The 14727-nt window shown below is 56.7% G+C and carries 11 protein-coding genes; 3 read left to right on the top strand and 8 right to left on the bottom strand.

Annotated features, from left to right (window positions below; all coding sequences use genetic code 11):
• Positions 1-279: 279 nt before the first annotated feature.
• The gene (locus tag HX778_RS07670; RefSeq protein WP_176981666.1) at positions 280-1278 is read left to right on the top strand and encodes a bile acid:sodium symporter family protein; all 999 of its coding nucleotides are present in this window, start codon (positions 280-282) and stop codon (positions 1276-1278) included.
• A 19-nt stretch (positions 1279-1297) separates the two neighbouring features.
• Here the strand turns inward: HX778_RS07670 and add are convergent, their stop codons facing one another.
• The 6 genes from add to malX all read right to left on the bottom strand — a co-directional run bounded on the left by add (position 1298) and on the right by malX (position 8673).
• Positions 1298-2299 carry an adenosine deaminase gene (gene add / locus HX778_RS07665; RefSeq protein ID WP_038473123.1) on the bottom strand — a complete coding sequence of 334 codons (1002 nt, stop codon included), beginning with the start codon at positions 2297-2299 and terminating at the stop codon, positions 1298-1300.
• A gap of 118 nt (positions 2300-2417) precedes the next feature.
• On the bottom strand, positions 2418-2621 hold the full coding sequence (locus tag HX778_RS07660; RefSeq protein WP_370527370.1) for a GNAT family N-acetyltransferase: 204 nt from the start codon (positions 2619-2621) through the stop codon (positions 2418-2420).
• Positions 2622-2639: 18 nt separating this feature from the next.
• Positions 2640-4115 (bottom strand): peptide MFS transporter, encoded by a 1476-nt coding sequence (locus HX778_RS07655; RefSeq protein WP_176981665.1) that lies wholly within the window; start codon positions 4113-4115, stop codon positions 2640-2642.
• Between the two features lie 190 nt (positions 4116-4305).
• Entirely contained in the window at positions 4306-5736 is a 1431-nt protein-coding gene (locus HX778_RS07650; RefSeq protein WP_176981664.1) for a CehA/McbA family metallohydrolase, read from the bottom strand.
• A gap of 131 nt (positions 5737-5867) precedes the next feature.
• A complete protein-coding gene (locus tag HX778_RS07645) occupies positions 5868-7040 on the bottom strand; it encodes a MalY/PatB family protein (RefSeq protein WP_176981663.1) in 1173 nt (390 codons plus the stop codon).
• Between the two features lie 43 nt (positions 7041-7083).
• Complete coding sequence (gene malX, locus HX778_RS07640; RefSeq protein ID WP_176981662.1) at positions 7084-8673, bottom strand: maltose/glucose-specific PTS transporter subunit IIBC; 1590 nt, start codon at positions 8671-8673, stop codon at positions 7084-7086.
• Between the two features lie 186 nt (positions 8674-8859).
• Between malX and HX778_RS07635 the strand changes: the two genes are divergently transcribed.
• Entirely contained in the window at positions 8860-9894 is a 1035-nt protein-coding gene (locus tag HX778_RS07635) for a Mal regulon transcriptional regulator MalI (RefSeq protein ID WP_038473114.1), read from the top strand.
• 84 nt (positions 9895-9978) lie between these two features.
• Here HX778_RS07635 and HX778_RS07630 read toward each other — a convergent pair whose 3' ends face one another.
• Together HX778_RS07630 and manA are read right to left on the bottom strand one after the other, a co-directional pair.
• A complete protein-coding gene (locus HX778_RS07630) occupies positions 9979-11562 on the bottom strand; it encodes a YdgA family protein (RefSeq protein WP_176981661.1) in 1584 nt (527 codons plus the stop codon).
• 126 nt (positions 11563-11688) lie between these two features.
• Complete coding sequence (gene manA / locus HX778_RS07625) at positions 11689-12864, bottom strand: mannose-6-phosphate isomerase (RefSeq protein ID WP_038473112.1); 1176 nt, start codon at positions 12862-12864, stop codon at positions 11689-11691.
• A 206-nt stretch (positions 12865-13070) separates the two neighbouring features.
• On the opposite strand from manA, the gene fumA reads away from it, so the two are divergent.
• Positions 13071-14717, top strand: coding sequence for a class I fumarate hydratase FumA (gene fumA, locus HX778_RS07620; RefSeq protein ID WP_038473111.1), 1647 nt, complete (start codon positions 13071-13073; stop codon positions 14715-14717).
• Positions 14718-14727 lie beyond the last annotated feature (10 nt).

Below are 14727 nucleotides of genomic sequence, written 5' to 3'. Positions count from 1 at the left end.
GTTTATCAATTATTTATATTTTTACCATCAGGTAAAAATATAAATAATAAATTCACCTTGATTTACGCTGTTTTGTCTTCTTTAAATAGTTTTAAATTAAGCGTGACTGCATTCTTAATTTAGTTTTAGTTGTGCTACATCTCCGGCGTTTCGCTTTTTGATAAATAATCACGCGGCTTCAGCTTATTTTTTGGCACGTTGCAGAATTGTTAGCTCGCCAGCGCGGCCAATTTGTTGCAAAGTAAAAGCCAAAATGACGTTACACAGATAGAGGACAGGATGGGTTGGCTGCAAAAACTAAAAATTGATAACTTTTTACTGGTAATGATTGGCGTGGTGATCGTGGCGTCGCTATTCCCCTGTGAGGGGATTGTGAAGACCGGGTTTGAATACCTGACGACCTTTGCGATTGCGCTTCTCTTCTTTATGCATGGGGCAAAGCTCTCCCGCGATGCCATCATGGCGGGGATGGGGCACTGGAAACTCCATTTAGTGGTTTTCCTCAGTACCTTTGCGCTGTTCCCGCTGCTGGGGCTGGCGATGGGCTTTCTCTCGCCTGCGATCCTCAGTCAGCCGCTTTATATGGGCTTCCTGTATCTTTGTGCGTTACCAGCCACGGTGCAATCGGCCATTGCCTTTACCTCCGTTGCCGGGGGCAATGTGGCCGCAGCGGTGTGTAGCGCGTCTGCCTCGAGCATCCTGGGTATTTTCCTCTCGCCAGTCCTGGTCGGCGCGCTTATGCAGACTCAGGAAGGCTCTACCGATACGCTGCACGCCATTGGCAAAATTATCATGCAGCTGATGGTGCCGTTTGTTATCGGCCATCTCTCCCGACCGCTGATCGGCAAATGGGTGGATCGTCATAAAAAACTGATTGGCCTGACCGATCGCTCGTCCATTCTGCTGGTGGTTTACGTGGCGTTCAGCGAAGCGGTAGTCGAGGGAATTTGGCACCAGGTGAACGGCTTCTCGCTGCTGATGGTTCTGGTTTGCTCGCTGGTACTGCTGGCGATTGTGCTGGTGGTGAATACCCTGGCGGCCCGGCTGTTAGGGTTTAATACGGCCGATGAGATAACCATCGTTTTCTGCGGCTCGAAGAAAAGCCTGGCCAACGGCGTGCCGATGGCAAACGTGCTCTTCCCGGCCAGCGCGGTGGGGATGATGGTGCTGCCGCTGATGATTTTCCACCAGATCCAGCTGATGGTTTGTGCGGTCCTGGCCCAGCGCTATGCCCGCAAAACGGCGGAAGAAAAACGGCAGCTGGAATCAGCGTCCTGACGCCGGCTGCCGGTACTCGTTACGCGGCCTGAACCTTAGCGATAAGCGCCTGTTTTTCGGCTTCGCTCAGGAAGGCTATCTTCAGGCCATTCTCCTGCGCGGTGCGAATATGCGCCGCGCTGAGGCCGGCCTGAGGTGCGGCCACGGTGTACTCGTGAATAATATCGATGCCCTGAACCGCCGGGTCATCGGTATTAATGGTCGCCAGCACGCCGTGATCCAGGAAGGTTATCAGCGGGTGCTTGTCCAGCGCGGCTACGGTGCTGGTCTGGATGTTTGACGTCAGGCAGGATTCGATCCCGATTTTATGTTCGGCCAGGAAATCCATCAGCGCCGGATCCTCTACCGCCTTCACGCCGTGCCCGATACGCTCCGCGCCCAGCTCACGAATCGCCTGCCAGATGCTTTCTGGCCCGGCGGCTTCGCCTGCGTGAACGGTAATGCGCCAGCCCGCATCACGCGCGCGGTTAAAGTGATTCAGGAACAGACTTCCCGGAAAGCCGAGTTCGTCGCCGGCTAAGTCCAGCGCGGTAATGCTGTCGCGGTGGGCGAGCAGGGCGTTCAGCTCGGCCTCACAGGCGGCTTCACCAAAAGTACGGCTCATGATGCCAATCAGGCGCGCTTCAACGCCAAAGTCGCGGCAGCCCTGGCGAACGCCTTCGATAACCGCCTCGACTACGCCCGCCACCGGCAGGTTATGGCTCATCGCCATATAGCCCGGAGAGAAGCGCAGTTCGACATAGTGCAGGCCGTTGCGGGCGGCATCTTCAATGTTTTCCCAGGCTACGCGACGGCAGGCATCGAGATCGCCCAGTACCTTCACGCCCCAGTCCAGTTTCTGCAGGAAGCTGACGAGGTCCGGCGCGGTTTCCACGACCTGAACGTGTGGACGCAGGGTATCGAGAGTATTGGCAGGCAAAGATAAATTAAACTGGCGGCCGAGATCGAGGATGGTTTGCGCACGAATATTGCCATCAAGGTGGCGGTGCAAATCGGTTAACGGCAGGGTGGTATCAATCATGGTCGCACTCTTTTTTGATTAAAGTGCGGCGTATTATAAAAAGAAATCGGGGGTAATTGCTACGGCCGTGAAAACTTTGTTGCGCAAACGTCCCTGTCGTGCGCTCACGGATGAAAAACTACTGCAGCGTCAGCTTGTAGCCGAGGTGGCTGGCCTCAAAGCCCAGCCTGTCGTAAAAGCGGTGCGCATCAGTTCGCGTTTTATCTGTTGTCAGCTGGACGAGATGGCAGCCTCGTGCTTTGCACTGTTCTACAGCCCACGTAAACATCTGTTTGCCAAACCCGGTCCCTCTCTGCGATCGCGCAATTTGCACCGCCTCAATCTGGCCGCGCCCTGTGAATCAGGCCTGAGCGGTATTTTTTTGCTCTATCAGGCGGCGAAGCAGCGGGATAAGCAGCAGCAAAATGACGCCGGTCGCGACGGAGCCCCAGCCCAGTTGGCTAAAGACCTTGCTGTAGCCCGGGTCGGTCAATACCGGCGTGCTGCCGCTATTTTGCGGCATACGGCCTGAAACATAGCCCGCCAGCACGGAGGCTACGCCGGTCACCATCATCCAGCAGCCCATCATCAGCCCCTGCAGGTTGGCGGGGGCCAGTTTACCAATCATCGAGTAGCCGACCGGGGAAATCAGCAGCTCACCGATGCTTTGCAGAATGTAGCTAAGCACGATCCATTTCAGGGCAACCATGCCGTCCGCGCCGGCCATGGTAATCCCCAAAGGCAGCACCAGCATGCCAACGCCCATGCAGAATAACGAGGAGGCAAACTGCGCCGGAATATCGATACGCACGCCGCGATCGCGCAGGCGCTTGAACAGCCAGGCCATCAGCGGGCCACCAATCACAATCACCATGGTGTTGATGTTTTGCAGCCACTGCGGCGAAACCTGCCAGCCGAAAGCGCTCAGGGTCACGTTATGTTCGGCGAACAGCGTCAGCCCCATCGGTGCCAGCTGGTACAGCGACCAGAAGACCAGTGAACCCACGGCCAGCAGCAGGTAGGCCGCCATGCGGCGACGTTCATGTTTATTAGGTCGGCGAACGGTCATCACGCAGAGCATCAGGAAGATCAGCGCGCCCAGCACGATGACGAACGTGCCGCTAAATTCGGTATGGCCGAGCAGGAGGCGCAGGACGGGCACCAGAAGAATCAGCACCAGCAGGCCAAAAGCCATGCGCAGATAAAAGCCTTTGCCCTTGACGTGCTGCAGCGGCGTGCTGATGTCGGCCAGCACCGGCCAGCGGAGCAGGGTTATCACCACGGCGGCAACGTTACCGAGGGTGGCAAAAAGGAACAGCGCCCGATAGCTTTCGGTCAGCTGGTAGTAGCCCGCCACGGTAAAGCCGATGAAGAAGCCCAGGTTCATCCCGGCGTAGTTCCACAGGAAGGCGGCTTCGCGGCGATCGTCATCCGGCGCAAAACGCTGGGTCAGCATCATGTTCAGGCAGGTGACGTTCAGCCCGCTGCCGCTCAGGAACATGGCCAGCCCCCACCACAGGCCGGTCAGGCCCGCCTCGGCAATAAGATAGCAGCCCGCAACCTGCAGCAGCATCCCCAGCACAAACAGATTACGGTTGCTAAGATAGCGGCCCCCGAGACAGCCTCCGAACAGGTGCAGCCCGTAGTTGAACGCCCCGAAAATACCCATCATGGCGTCGGCCTGGCTTTCGCTAAAGCCCAGCCGCTTAGTGACGTAGAGCACCAGAGTTGAATACAGCACCGCAAAACCAAGCGTGGCGAACATCTGAATGAAGAACAGTGCGCCCGAGCCGGGGGGGATCGCCTGATGAGAAGCATGGCCGGAAGATAAACTCATATTGTCTCTCTCTGTACAACAAAAGACCCGGGAGGCAGCGCGTCACCGGGTCTGATTTCTATGACTATGATGAGAGAGCATTTTCGTCGTTTTTAGCGGATTTATGCAAAGCACAACGACTAAATATTCATATTAAATAATTTCAAAATTTTACAAACCAAAGAAATAACCAGACAAAACTGCCAGGAAATTATTCTTCATCCGTGCTGCGAGGGAACTCAAGATGGCCGGTAACGTCGCCCCAGGTGGTGCCAATGGGCGACAGGAACAGCGGGTGCTGTGCGCAGTAAACCGGATTGATCATCCCCTCTAGCGTGCCGTTGCTGCGGCGAATATCCCAGCGAATCCAGGCATGCTCAGCCATGTCGCAGCGGATATCCTGCGGCGTGGTTTCCAGCGCGTGTTCCGCCAGAATACCCGTGTCGGACACCACCTGAAGCGTGTAGCGCTGCCCGGTATCTTTTACCGCAACGGTCAGCACGACCTGTCTACCATCGGCGGCATCGCCGGGCAGCAGCGCCCCGTCGTTCAGGCTGAAGTTCAGGCCACAGCGGCGTTCAAAATAACAATGTCCCTTTTTGATGGCCGCAAGAATGGCCTCCCCGCTGAGCGCCTGAGCATAAACCCAGGTTGCCGGATCGCCGTAAATTGACGGCTCCGTAGCCTGCGGGTAACGCTCGTGAGGCTGCATATGGCAGTCGCTGCCTCCTACGGCATAAATACGGTGCCCGGCGTTCCACAGCGTATTGAAAATCTCCACGACCTGTTCATTGGCGGGGGTGGCGTTTTTCCAGGTCGGATCGTTGAGCACTTCCAGCACGTCAACGTCTGCCAGCGGCATCTCGTCGTACAGCCAGCTCCACGGATGCAGCATGGCGTGGTTCACGCTCAGCACGCTTTCCGGGCGCTTGAGCGCAATGCCCTGAGTAATCAGGCCGCGGCTGCTGTAATCCGCATTGAACATATTCAGCGTGGCGGCCGGGCCGTGCACGTTCAGGTGGCCTTTGTCGGCGGTGACCTCAATGCCCGGCAGCATCAGCACGCTGTCATGGCGCGGCAGGCAGGCGTGCGACAGGTTGTGTTCGGTCAGGAAGAAGAAATCCAGGCCTTGTTCGGCCATGATGTCCAGCGCCTGCAGCAGCGTATTGTTGCCGTCGGACAAAGTGGTATGGCCGTGGAGGTCGCCACGGTACCAGCCCGGGCGGTCGCTCAGCGTGCGCTGGTAGTCAAAAATCACCTGATGATCGGGGCGCAGCACGCCCAGCTTGTCAAAGTCTACCGGGGCGGCCAGCGCGTCAAAGCTGACGTCCAGCCGGTAGCTCATCGGCTGCGGCGAGCGGCTTTCCCCGATGACGTTATAGACATGCAGCTGCCACTCTCCCGGCGGGAGTTCCCCTGGCAGCGCGCCGACGGAGGCCCAGTCAGGGCAAACCGTCAGCACTTTTTCAGGCTTTTGCAGCATCACGGAGGCCCGCAGCTGCCGGCGGCTGTCGTACAGATAACAATAAAGATGCCCGGTACGCAGCGTGGTGCCCGTCAGGCTAATCGCCGGAGTATTTGGGGCAACATGGAAGGAATGGACAGCATGACCGAAGGGAATTTCACCGGAAAAAACGTGCATGATTTGCTCCTGTTTTTAATGGACAAGAGCTTAAGGTGAGCGGGTGAAGATAGTGTGTCGGTTAGGTGTCGGAAAGATGACGAAAGGATGAATGAGCAGGGTGGAGAAGGGGAGCAGGCTCCCCTTAATGGCTACAGCAGGGACTGGATCCCGGCGATAAGCCGCTCGACGCCGGCCTCAAGCTTGACGCGCGGGCACCCGGCGTTCAGGCGAATAAAGCCATTGCCTTCAACGCCGTAGGTGTAGCCGGGCATGATGGCGACTTTTTGCTGCTCAATAAGCGCTTTCTGCAGGGCGCGATCGTCCAGCCCCAGCGGGCGTAAATCGACCCAGGCCAGATAGGTGGACTGCGGCGGCTGCCAGTTAAGCGCCGGGAATGCCTGGTTCAACCTGTCGGCCACGAACTGCAAATTATCCTGCAGATAGTCTCGCAGCGCATCAAGCCAGGATTCGCCTTCGCGGTAGGCGGCAATATGGGCGACGATTGCCAGCACCGCCGGAGAAGAGAGGCCGTCCTGCCCTTTGAGCACGCTCAGATACTGCTGGCGATCTTCTGCATCATTTATCAGCCCGTAGGCGCCGGTGAGCGCCGGGATGTTGAAGCTTTTAGAGCCCGAAGTGAACAGCGCCCAGCCGCCGCGGCCGATGTCGCACCACGGAATATGCTGATTTTCGCCCCACACCATATCCATATGGATTTCGTCGCTGATAACGCGCACGCCGTGGCGTTCGCAGAGTTCAGCCATCAGCTCCAGCTCTGCACGAGTCCAGACCTTGCCGGTTGGGTTGTGCGGGCTGCACAGCAGCATAACTTTGCATTCAGGGCGGGCGAGCAAGGCCTCCAGTTCCGCCATATCACACTGCCAGCCGTCCGCCGTTTTTTGCAGCGAAGCGCTCAATACCTGACGTTTGTTGCCTTCAATTGCCTTGTAGAACGCATCGTAGGCCGGGGTATGAATAAGCACGCCGTCGCCCGGCTGTGACCACTGGCGAATGAGCTGTGAAACCATGTAAATCACGGAAGGCCCGTAGACTACGCTTTCAGGGTTGATGGTGCTGCCGAAGCGTTGCTGATACCAGTGGGCGATAGCGGAGAGAAAATCGTCGTTCTTCCAGCGGCTGTAGCCGAGCACGCCGTGAGCCAGCCGTTTTTGCAGGGCTTCAAGGATGCAGGGCGCGGTTGGAAAGTCCATATCGGAGATAGTAAAGGGCAGCAGGTCGGCGGCGCCGAAGCGATCGGCCACGTAATCCCACTGGGTGCACCAGGTCCCGTGGCGGTCTACCGGAACAGAAAAATCAAACATAAAACCTCACGGCAAAAAGGGCGCCGCAGCGCCCGTTTGTGAATTAAGCCTCGACGGTTCGCATCAGGCCGACCATCTCATCTTTGACCGACTGAACCTGTGGCCCGATGACCACCTGCAGGTTGTGCTCGTTAAGCTTGACGACGCCGATGGCGCGGTTGGCCTTCAGGGCTGCGGTATCCACCTGCGACATATCTTTGACCGACAGGCGCAGACGGGTGATGCAGTTATCCAGCGTCGAAATGTTGTCGCTGCCGCCCAGCGCCGCCAGAATAGCCGGCACGTTATAGCCGGATTTGCCCGTGTGGCCGCCGACGGGTTTTTCTGCGGTGGTGGTTTCAATATCACGACCAGGGGTTTTGATATTGAAGCGGGTGATGGCGAAGCGGAAGATAGCATAGTAGCCAGCAAACCACACCGCGGCCACGACCGGCACCATATACCATTTGGTGGACAGGCCGTGCAGCACGCCGAAGACGAAGAAGTCGATAATGTTGCCGTCGGTGTTACCGATGGTGACGCCCAGCACGGACATCATGGTAAAGCCAATACCCGTCAGCACGGCGTGAATGAGGTACAGTACCGGAGCCACGAACAGGAACAGGAACTCGATCGGCTCTGTGGTACCGCCCACGACGCAGGCAATCACGCCGGAGATCAGCAGCCCTTTAATTTTATGACGGTTTTCTGGACGGGCGCAGTGGTACATCGCCAGCGCAGCGCCAGGCAGGCCGCCGAGGAACGCCGGCATTTTACCCTGTGACAGGAACTGCGTTGCGCTCTCAGAGAAACCGTGGGTGGTCGGGCAGCTAAGCTGCGCCTGGAAGATGGTCAGCGCGCCGCTCACGGTATGGCCGCAAACGTCCATGGTGCCGCCCGCCTCGGTGAAGCGAATCAGGGCCACCAGAATGTGCTGCAGGCCAAAAGGCAGCAGCAGGCGTTCGCCGGTGCCGAAGATCATCGGGCCAAAGATGCCTGCGCTGTGGATCATGTAGCCCAGGGCGTTGATCCCGGCGGCAAAAATTGGCCAAATCAGCGGGATGACCAGGCCAACCAGCCCCATCACCAGGGTCGTAACGATCGGCACAAAGCGGGTGCCGCCGAAGAAGGCCAGCGCGTCCGGCAGGCGAATGTTGTGGAAACGCTCGTGCAGCAGATAAACGATGATCCCGGCAATGACCGCACCGAGAATACCGGTATCAATTGACTGAACGCCGAGCACGCTTTGAATGTTGTTGGCTTTGAGAATTGCCGCATCGGTAGTCGGCAGGATGCCTTTAGCGGTGAGCCAGAAGTTAACCGCCAGGTTCATCACCATATAGCCGACAAAACCGGCAAAGGCCGCAACGCCTTTGTTCTCACGCGCCAGGCCCAGCGGAATCGCAATACAGAACATCACCGGCAGGAAGCTGAAGGCGAACGAGCCCATTTTGCTCATCCAGGTGAAGATCAGCTGCAGCACCGGATTACCCAGCCACGGGATCTCCGTGACGACGTCATGGCTGCTCAGCGAGCTGCCGATACCCAGCATGATGCCGCAGAAAGAGAGCAGCGCCACCGGCAACATAAAGGTTTTGCCAAGGTTTTGAAAAAATTCCCACAGTGATTTTTTTTGTGGTGTATTAGCCGCCATCACGACTCCTTAACCCGGTTAAAATGAGATGTTGAGTAACTAAAGTTTGGTGATGATAAAACGTTTTACCCAATTTTATCGTGAGGACGATCTCAGAATTACCGCGCATAATGAAGTTGAATATGCCAGCATAAGTAAAACGTTTTATCTTTATATTTATCGATTCACGGAGGATCTGACCTGACGATGTCGACGCTGACCAAAAGAATCACTATCAACGAGGTTGCCGAGGCCGCAGGCGTATCGGTGACCACGGTATCGCTGGTGCTCAGCGGCAAGGGCAGAATTTCAACCGCCACCGGTCAGCGGGTAAATGAGGCCATCGAAAAGTTAGGGTTTGTGCGTAATCGCCAGGCCGTGTCGCTTCGCGGCGGGCAGAGCGGCGTGATTGGCCTTATCGTGCGCGACCTTTGCAATCCTTTTTACGCGGAGCTCACCGCCGGGCTGACGGAAGCGCTGGAGCAGCAGGGGCAGCTTTTATTTCTGACCCAAAGCGGAAGCAACGGCCAGCATATGCAGCGCTGTTTTGACATGCTGGTATCGCAGGGCGTGGACGGTATTATTATTGCCGGGGCAGCAGGACAGGGTGCCGACCTGCGAGAAATGGCGGCACAGAATAAGCTGCCGCTGGTGTTTGCCTCACGGGCGAGCTATCTGGATGAAGTGGATATTATCCGGCCGGATAATATGCAGGCGGCGCAGCTGGTGACCGAGCACCTGATTAAGCGTGGGCATCAGCGTATTGCCTGGCTAGGCGGGCGCAGCTCCTCTCTGACTCGTGCTGAACGGTTGGGCGGTTTCTGCGCCACGCTGATGCAGCACGGACTGCCTTTTCATAGCGACTGGATCCTCGAGTGCGAGCCGAGCCAGAAGCAGGCGGCGGACGCGATTACCGAGCTGCTGCATAATTTCCCGACCCTCAGCGCGGTTGTCTGCCACAACAGCACCGTAGCAATGGGGGCGTGGTTCGGCCTGACAAGGGCGGGCTGGCAGATGGGGGGCGGCAGCGTCGACAGCTATTACGACAGGCATATCGCGCTGGCGGCTTTTGCCGAGGTCACCGAAGAGGAGTTAGACGACGTGCCGATGACCTGGGTGACAACGCCCGCGAGGGAAATTGGCCGCAGCGCGGCGCAGCGTATTCTTCAGCGGGTCCAGGAAAGCGACATCGTTTTCAGTAACCAGATTATGCCCGCGCGCCTGATAACCATTAAAAACTAACTTTTCAGGAACAGCTTGAGCGGATCGTGCCTGATGGCCGCCAGAAACTAAAAACCCCGCCTGCTGGCGGGGTTTTTGTAAGAGTTACTGCTGAGGAGCCGGTTCGGCGTCCGGAGAAGCATCATCCCCAGGCGCGTCGTCCTGCGGCTGAGGCACGGCATCACTGTCGTTATCCTGCAGCGCCGGGCCACCCATACCTGCCGGCAGAGCGAACATGCTGAACAGTTCACCCAGCGACATCTGCTCGCCGTTCAGGGCGGCTTTGCCATTACCATACTGCAGGCTGGTGGTGATGTTATCGCCGTCCACTTTGGTGACGCGGAACATCTGGCCCATCGCGGCCAGGCCTTTGATCTGCTGGCTGGCGAGTTTCTGTGACTCTTCGGCGTTATAGCCCTCAAGCTGCGCCACCTGAGACATCATTTCCGTTGCCATCGGCATCGGGATCGTCAGCTTCGCATCGAGAGACTTCACATAGCGGTCCAGCTGCTCTTCCGGCGTATTGGCCGGGCCGGTGACGCCCTGCGGATCTTTCATGAACAGCGACAGGTTGAAGGTTGATTCGCCTTTCGCGTTCTTCCAGCTTAGCGGGGCGACGGTAATGGTCGGATTGCCCTTCAGCAGCAGCGGCAGGTTGGCGCTGATAAGCTCGACCGATTTCTGCTGGTAGAGCTCAGGGTTTTGCTGCAGGGCGGGGTCTGCCATCAGCTGCTGCACGCCGGCGTTATATTTCTGCGTAAACTCGCGCAGCGCGGCGGCATCAATATTGCCGAGCTTAAGCGTCAGCTTGCCGCTGCCCATGTTCTGGTTCTGCACTTTCAGCGCGTCCAGGCTGTAGTCGAACTGGCCGGCAAAGTGCTTTTTATCGTCCTGAACGTCAGATTTTGCGTTCAGATTGAAGCCTTCCACGACGGCAATCTCTTTACCGTCAACCACCATTGAGAGCTTATCAACGGTTGCTTTTTGCGAGCCAACGCGCTGGTCAAACAGGCTGCGTTTGCTGTCGCCGTCGGTTTTAATGCCGTTGAAGGAGATTTGTACGCGCTGGCCGTATTCGTTAACGGTATTAACCAACCCGCTGTCTGCGGTGCCAGAAATCGCGATTTCATTGCCTGAACCGTCAACGTCGGCCGTCAATTTGCCGCCGCTGAAGCTGAGTTTGTTTTCCCCTTCAGTGGCGTCAATGGCCGCCAGCGCGATGTCGGAAGAGGTTGCGCCGCCGTAGCCTACACGGGTGTCCACGCTAATTAGCGGCTTATCTTTGGTCAGCGTAAAGAGATGTTTGGTCGTCTCGTTATTCACAAGCTCGGTGTGGATAGACGCCATGCTCGGGATCGGGTTGAATTTCTTCAACTGGGCGAACGGGAAAGGACCATGGTCGATGGTTTCGTTGAACAACACGCTTTGTTCCGGCGTGAGCAGCGCATTTTTCGTGCCGGCTACCTGCTTAACAACCAGCTGCACCGTACTGTGGAAAAGCCCACGCTTATAGTCCTGATAGCTGAGGACCAGGCCTGATTCCGGCGCAGAATTTTTGATTTCCGCATTGGCGTTATCAATCATTTCGGCCATACGGCCTTCGAGCTGTTTGCCCGTAAACCAGGCTCCGCCGGTCCACACCACGCCCAGCGCAACAATTACCCCAACCGCAACCAGAGATTTTTTCATCGTGTCATTATCCATGTTTAGAAGCCGGTAGCCGTCCCCCACCGGGCGAAAGAAAAACGCCTGATAACAGGCGCTTTCGGTAACGTGCTTACTAGCTTAGCAATACGCGCTAAAAAGATCAGTAAGTTAAAGTTTATTAAACACTCGCGCTACCCGGCCTACGCCGCTGACGGCAATCGGGGATTCTGCGGCGCTAATAAAGGCTGACTCACCCGGCTTCAACACCAGACGCTGGGCGTCTTTGGTTAGCACGGCTTCACCTTCAACGCAGAACACAATGGCCGCGCTTTGCTGAGCGAGCGTGGCTTCCTGCGTGCTCAGGTCATGCAGCGAGAAGGCAAAATCGTCCACAGGGATAGGGAAGTCCAGCTCGCTGCCGTTTTTCTGTGGCTGAGTCAGCAGCTGGCTGGCCGGTTTTGGCTCAAATTTAACGTTGGCAACCAGCTCAGGAATATCAATGTACTTCGGCGTTAACCCGGCACGCAGCACGTTGTCAGAGTTGGCCATTACTTCCAGCGCCACGCCGTTCAGATAGGCATGTGGCGTTTCGGCGAACAGGAACATCGCTTCGCCGGGTTCAAGCTTAACTACATTCAGCAGCAGCGGAGAGAAGAGGCCGCTATCGTCCGGGTAAAATTCGGAAATCACGCGAATGGTTTCCCACGGCTCACCCTGCTGGTTATTCAGGGCAGCTTTCAGTACGCCAAGTGCCAGGGATTTCTCTTCACCCTGCATATTCAGCAGGCCGGCGAACAGCTGTGCCAGGCTTTCTGCGCCGGGCTTCTGCAGGAAATGAGCAATCAGCGGATGCGCACCGGAAACCGGCTGCAGCAGCGACACAATGTCGGAGAACTCGCGGAAGGCGTTCATCGCGAGGAATGGCGTAAGGGCAAACACCAGCTCGGGCTTGTGGTTGGGGTCTTTGTAGTTGCGTTCTGCGGCATCTAACGGAATACCGGCGGCGTTTTCTTTAGCAAAACCGATTTCAGAAGCTTTTTTATTCGGGTGAACCTGAATCGATAGCGGCTGGGCGGCGCAAAGCACTTTGAACAGGAAAGGCAGCTCGCCAAAACGCCCGGCAACGGCTTTCCCCAGCAGCGCAGGCTGGTCAGCGTCAATTACATCGCGCAATGCGTGCTGTTGCCCGTTAGCATCGAGCACTTTTGAGCTACTCTTTGGGTGAGCGCCCATCCACAGTTCGGCCATGGGCTTATGCTGCGGGTTGGCGATGCCGTACAGTTCCGTTAACGCCGTTTCACTTCCCCAGGCATAATTTTGTACCGCATTGATCAATTTTTGCATCTCAGGTCCCTGTCATCATTGAGTCGAAGTTTCAGTTATTAAACCAATTATCCGCCGTGAAGTAACCAGGGCAACAAAAAGTCGTATTAGTCTCAGTTTCTGTTAAAAAATTGTGTAGCATGTTATGAATTGTTTTTGGAATGCAGCGTAAGATCCTGCGCTGAAATATAAAAATTAACGTTACTGTTGTCGCAAGTGAGAAAAATATGTCGAATAAACCCTTCCATTACCAGGAGCCTTTCCCGCTCCAAAAAGATCCGACCGAATATTACCTCCTGAGCTCCGACCATGTCTCCGTCGCCGAGTTTGACGGCCAGCAAATCCTCAAGGTTGACCCTCAGGCCCTGACGCTGCTCGCCCAGCACGCTTTCCACGACGCTTCGTTTATGCTGCGCCCGGCGCATCAGCAGCAGGTGGCGGACATTCTGAGCGACCCGGAGGCCAGCGAAAACGATAAGTATGTTGCGCTGCAGTTCCTGCGTAACTCCGACATTGCCGCCAAAGGCATTCTGCCAACCTGCCAGGACACCGGCACCGCCATCATCATGGGCAAAAAAGGCCAGCGAGTCTGGACCGGCGGCGGCGACGAAGAAGCGCTGTCTCGCGGCGTTTACAACACCTTTATTGAAGATAACCTGCGCTATTCCCAGAACGCTGCGCTGGATATGTATAAAGAGGTGAACACCGGCACCAATCTGCCGGCACAGATTGACCTCTACAGCGTGGACGGGGATGAATATAAGTTCCTGTGCATCGCCAAAGGCGGCGGTTCGGCCAACAAAACCTACCTCTATCAGGAAACCAAGGCGCTGATAACGCCGGCGAAGCTGAAAGACTACCTGGTTGAGAAGATGCGCACTCTGGGCACCGCGGCCTGTCCGCCGTACCACGTGGCGTTTGTTATCGGCGGTACGTCTGCCGAAGCCACGCTGAAAACAGTGAAACTGGCCTCAACCAAGTACTACGACGGTCTGCCAACCGAAGGTAACGAATACGGCCAGGCGTTCCGCGATGTGCAGTTGGAAGAAGAGTTGCTGAAAGAAGCCCAGAACCTTGGCCTGGGTGCGCAGTTCGGCGGCAAATACTTCGCGCACGATATCCGTGTCGTTCGCCTGCCGCGCCACGGGGCTTCCTGCCCGGTCGGCATGGGCGTGTCATGCTCTGCAGACCGCAACATCAAGGCAAAAATCAACAAAGACGGCATCTGGCTTGAGAAGCTGGAGCACAACCCGGGCAAATACATTCCGGAAGAGCTGCGTCAGGCGGGGGAAGGGGAAGCCGTTAAGGTTAACCTGAACCGCCCGATGAAAGAGATCCTCGCCCAGCTGTCCGACTTCCCGGTGTCCACCCGTCTGTCGTTAACCGGCACCATTATTGTGGCGCGTGACATCGCTCACGCTAAACTGAAAGAACGTCTCGATAACGGGGAAGATCTGCCGCAGTACGTGAAAGACCACCCTATTTATTACGCAGGCCCGGCCAAAACGCCGGACGGTTACGCTTCCGGCTCCTTAGGGCCGACGACCGCGGGCCGCATGGACTCCTACGTGGATCAGCTGCAGGCCAACGGCGGCAGCATGGTAATGCTGGCAAAAGGCAACCGCAGCCAGCAGGTGACGGACGCCTGTCACAAACACGGTGGTTTCTACCTGGGCAGTATTGGGGGGCCGGCGGCGGTGCTGGCGCAAAACAGCATCAAGAGCCTGGAGTGTGTGGAGTACCCGGAACTGGGTATGGAAGCCATCTGGAAAATTGAAGTGGAAGATTTCCCGGCGTTTATCCTGGTGGATGACAAAGGCAACGACTTCTTCCAGAAAATTCAGCTCTCACAGTGTTCTCGATGCGTTAAGTAATACTCGAGCC

This window comes from Cedecea sp. P7760 (assembly GCF_013386425.1).
Lineage (GTDB): Bacteria > Pseudomonadota > Gammaproteobacteria > Enterobacterales > Enterobacteriaceae > Cedecea > Cedecea selenatireducens.
The sequence above is the reverse complement of the archived record's forward strand: the minus strand, read 5'-3'. Positions and strand labels throughout refer to the sequence as shown.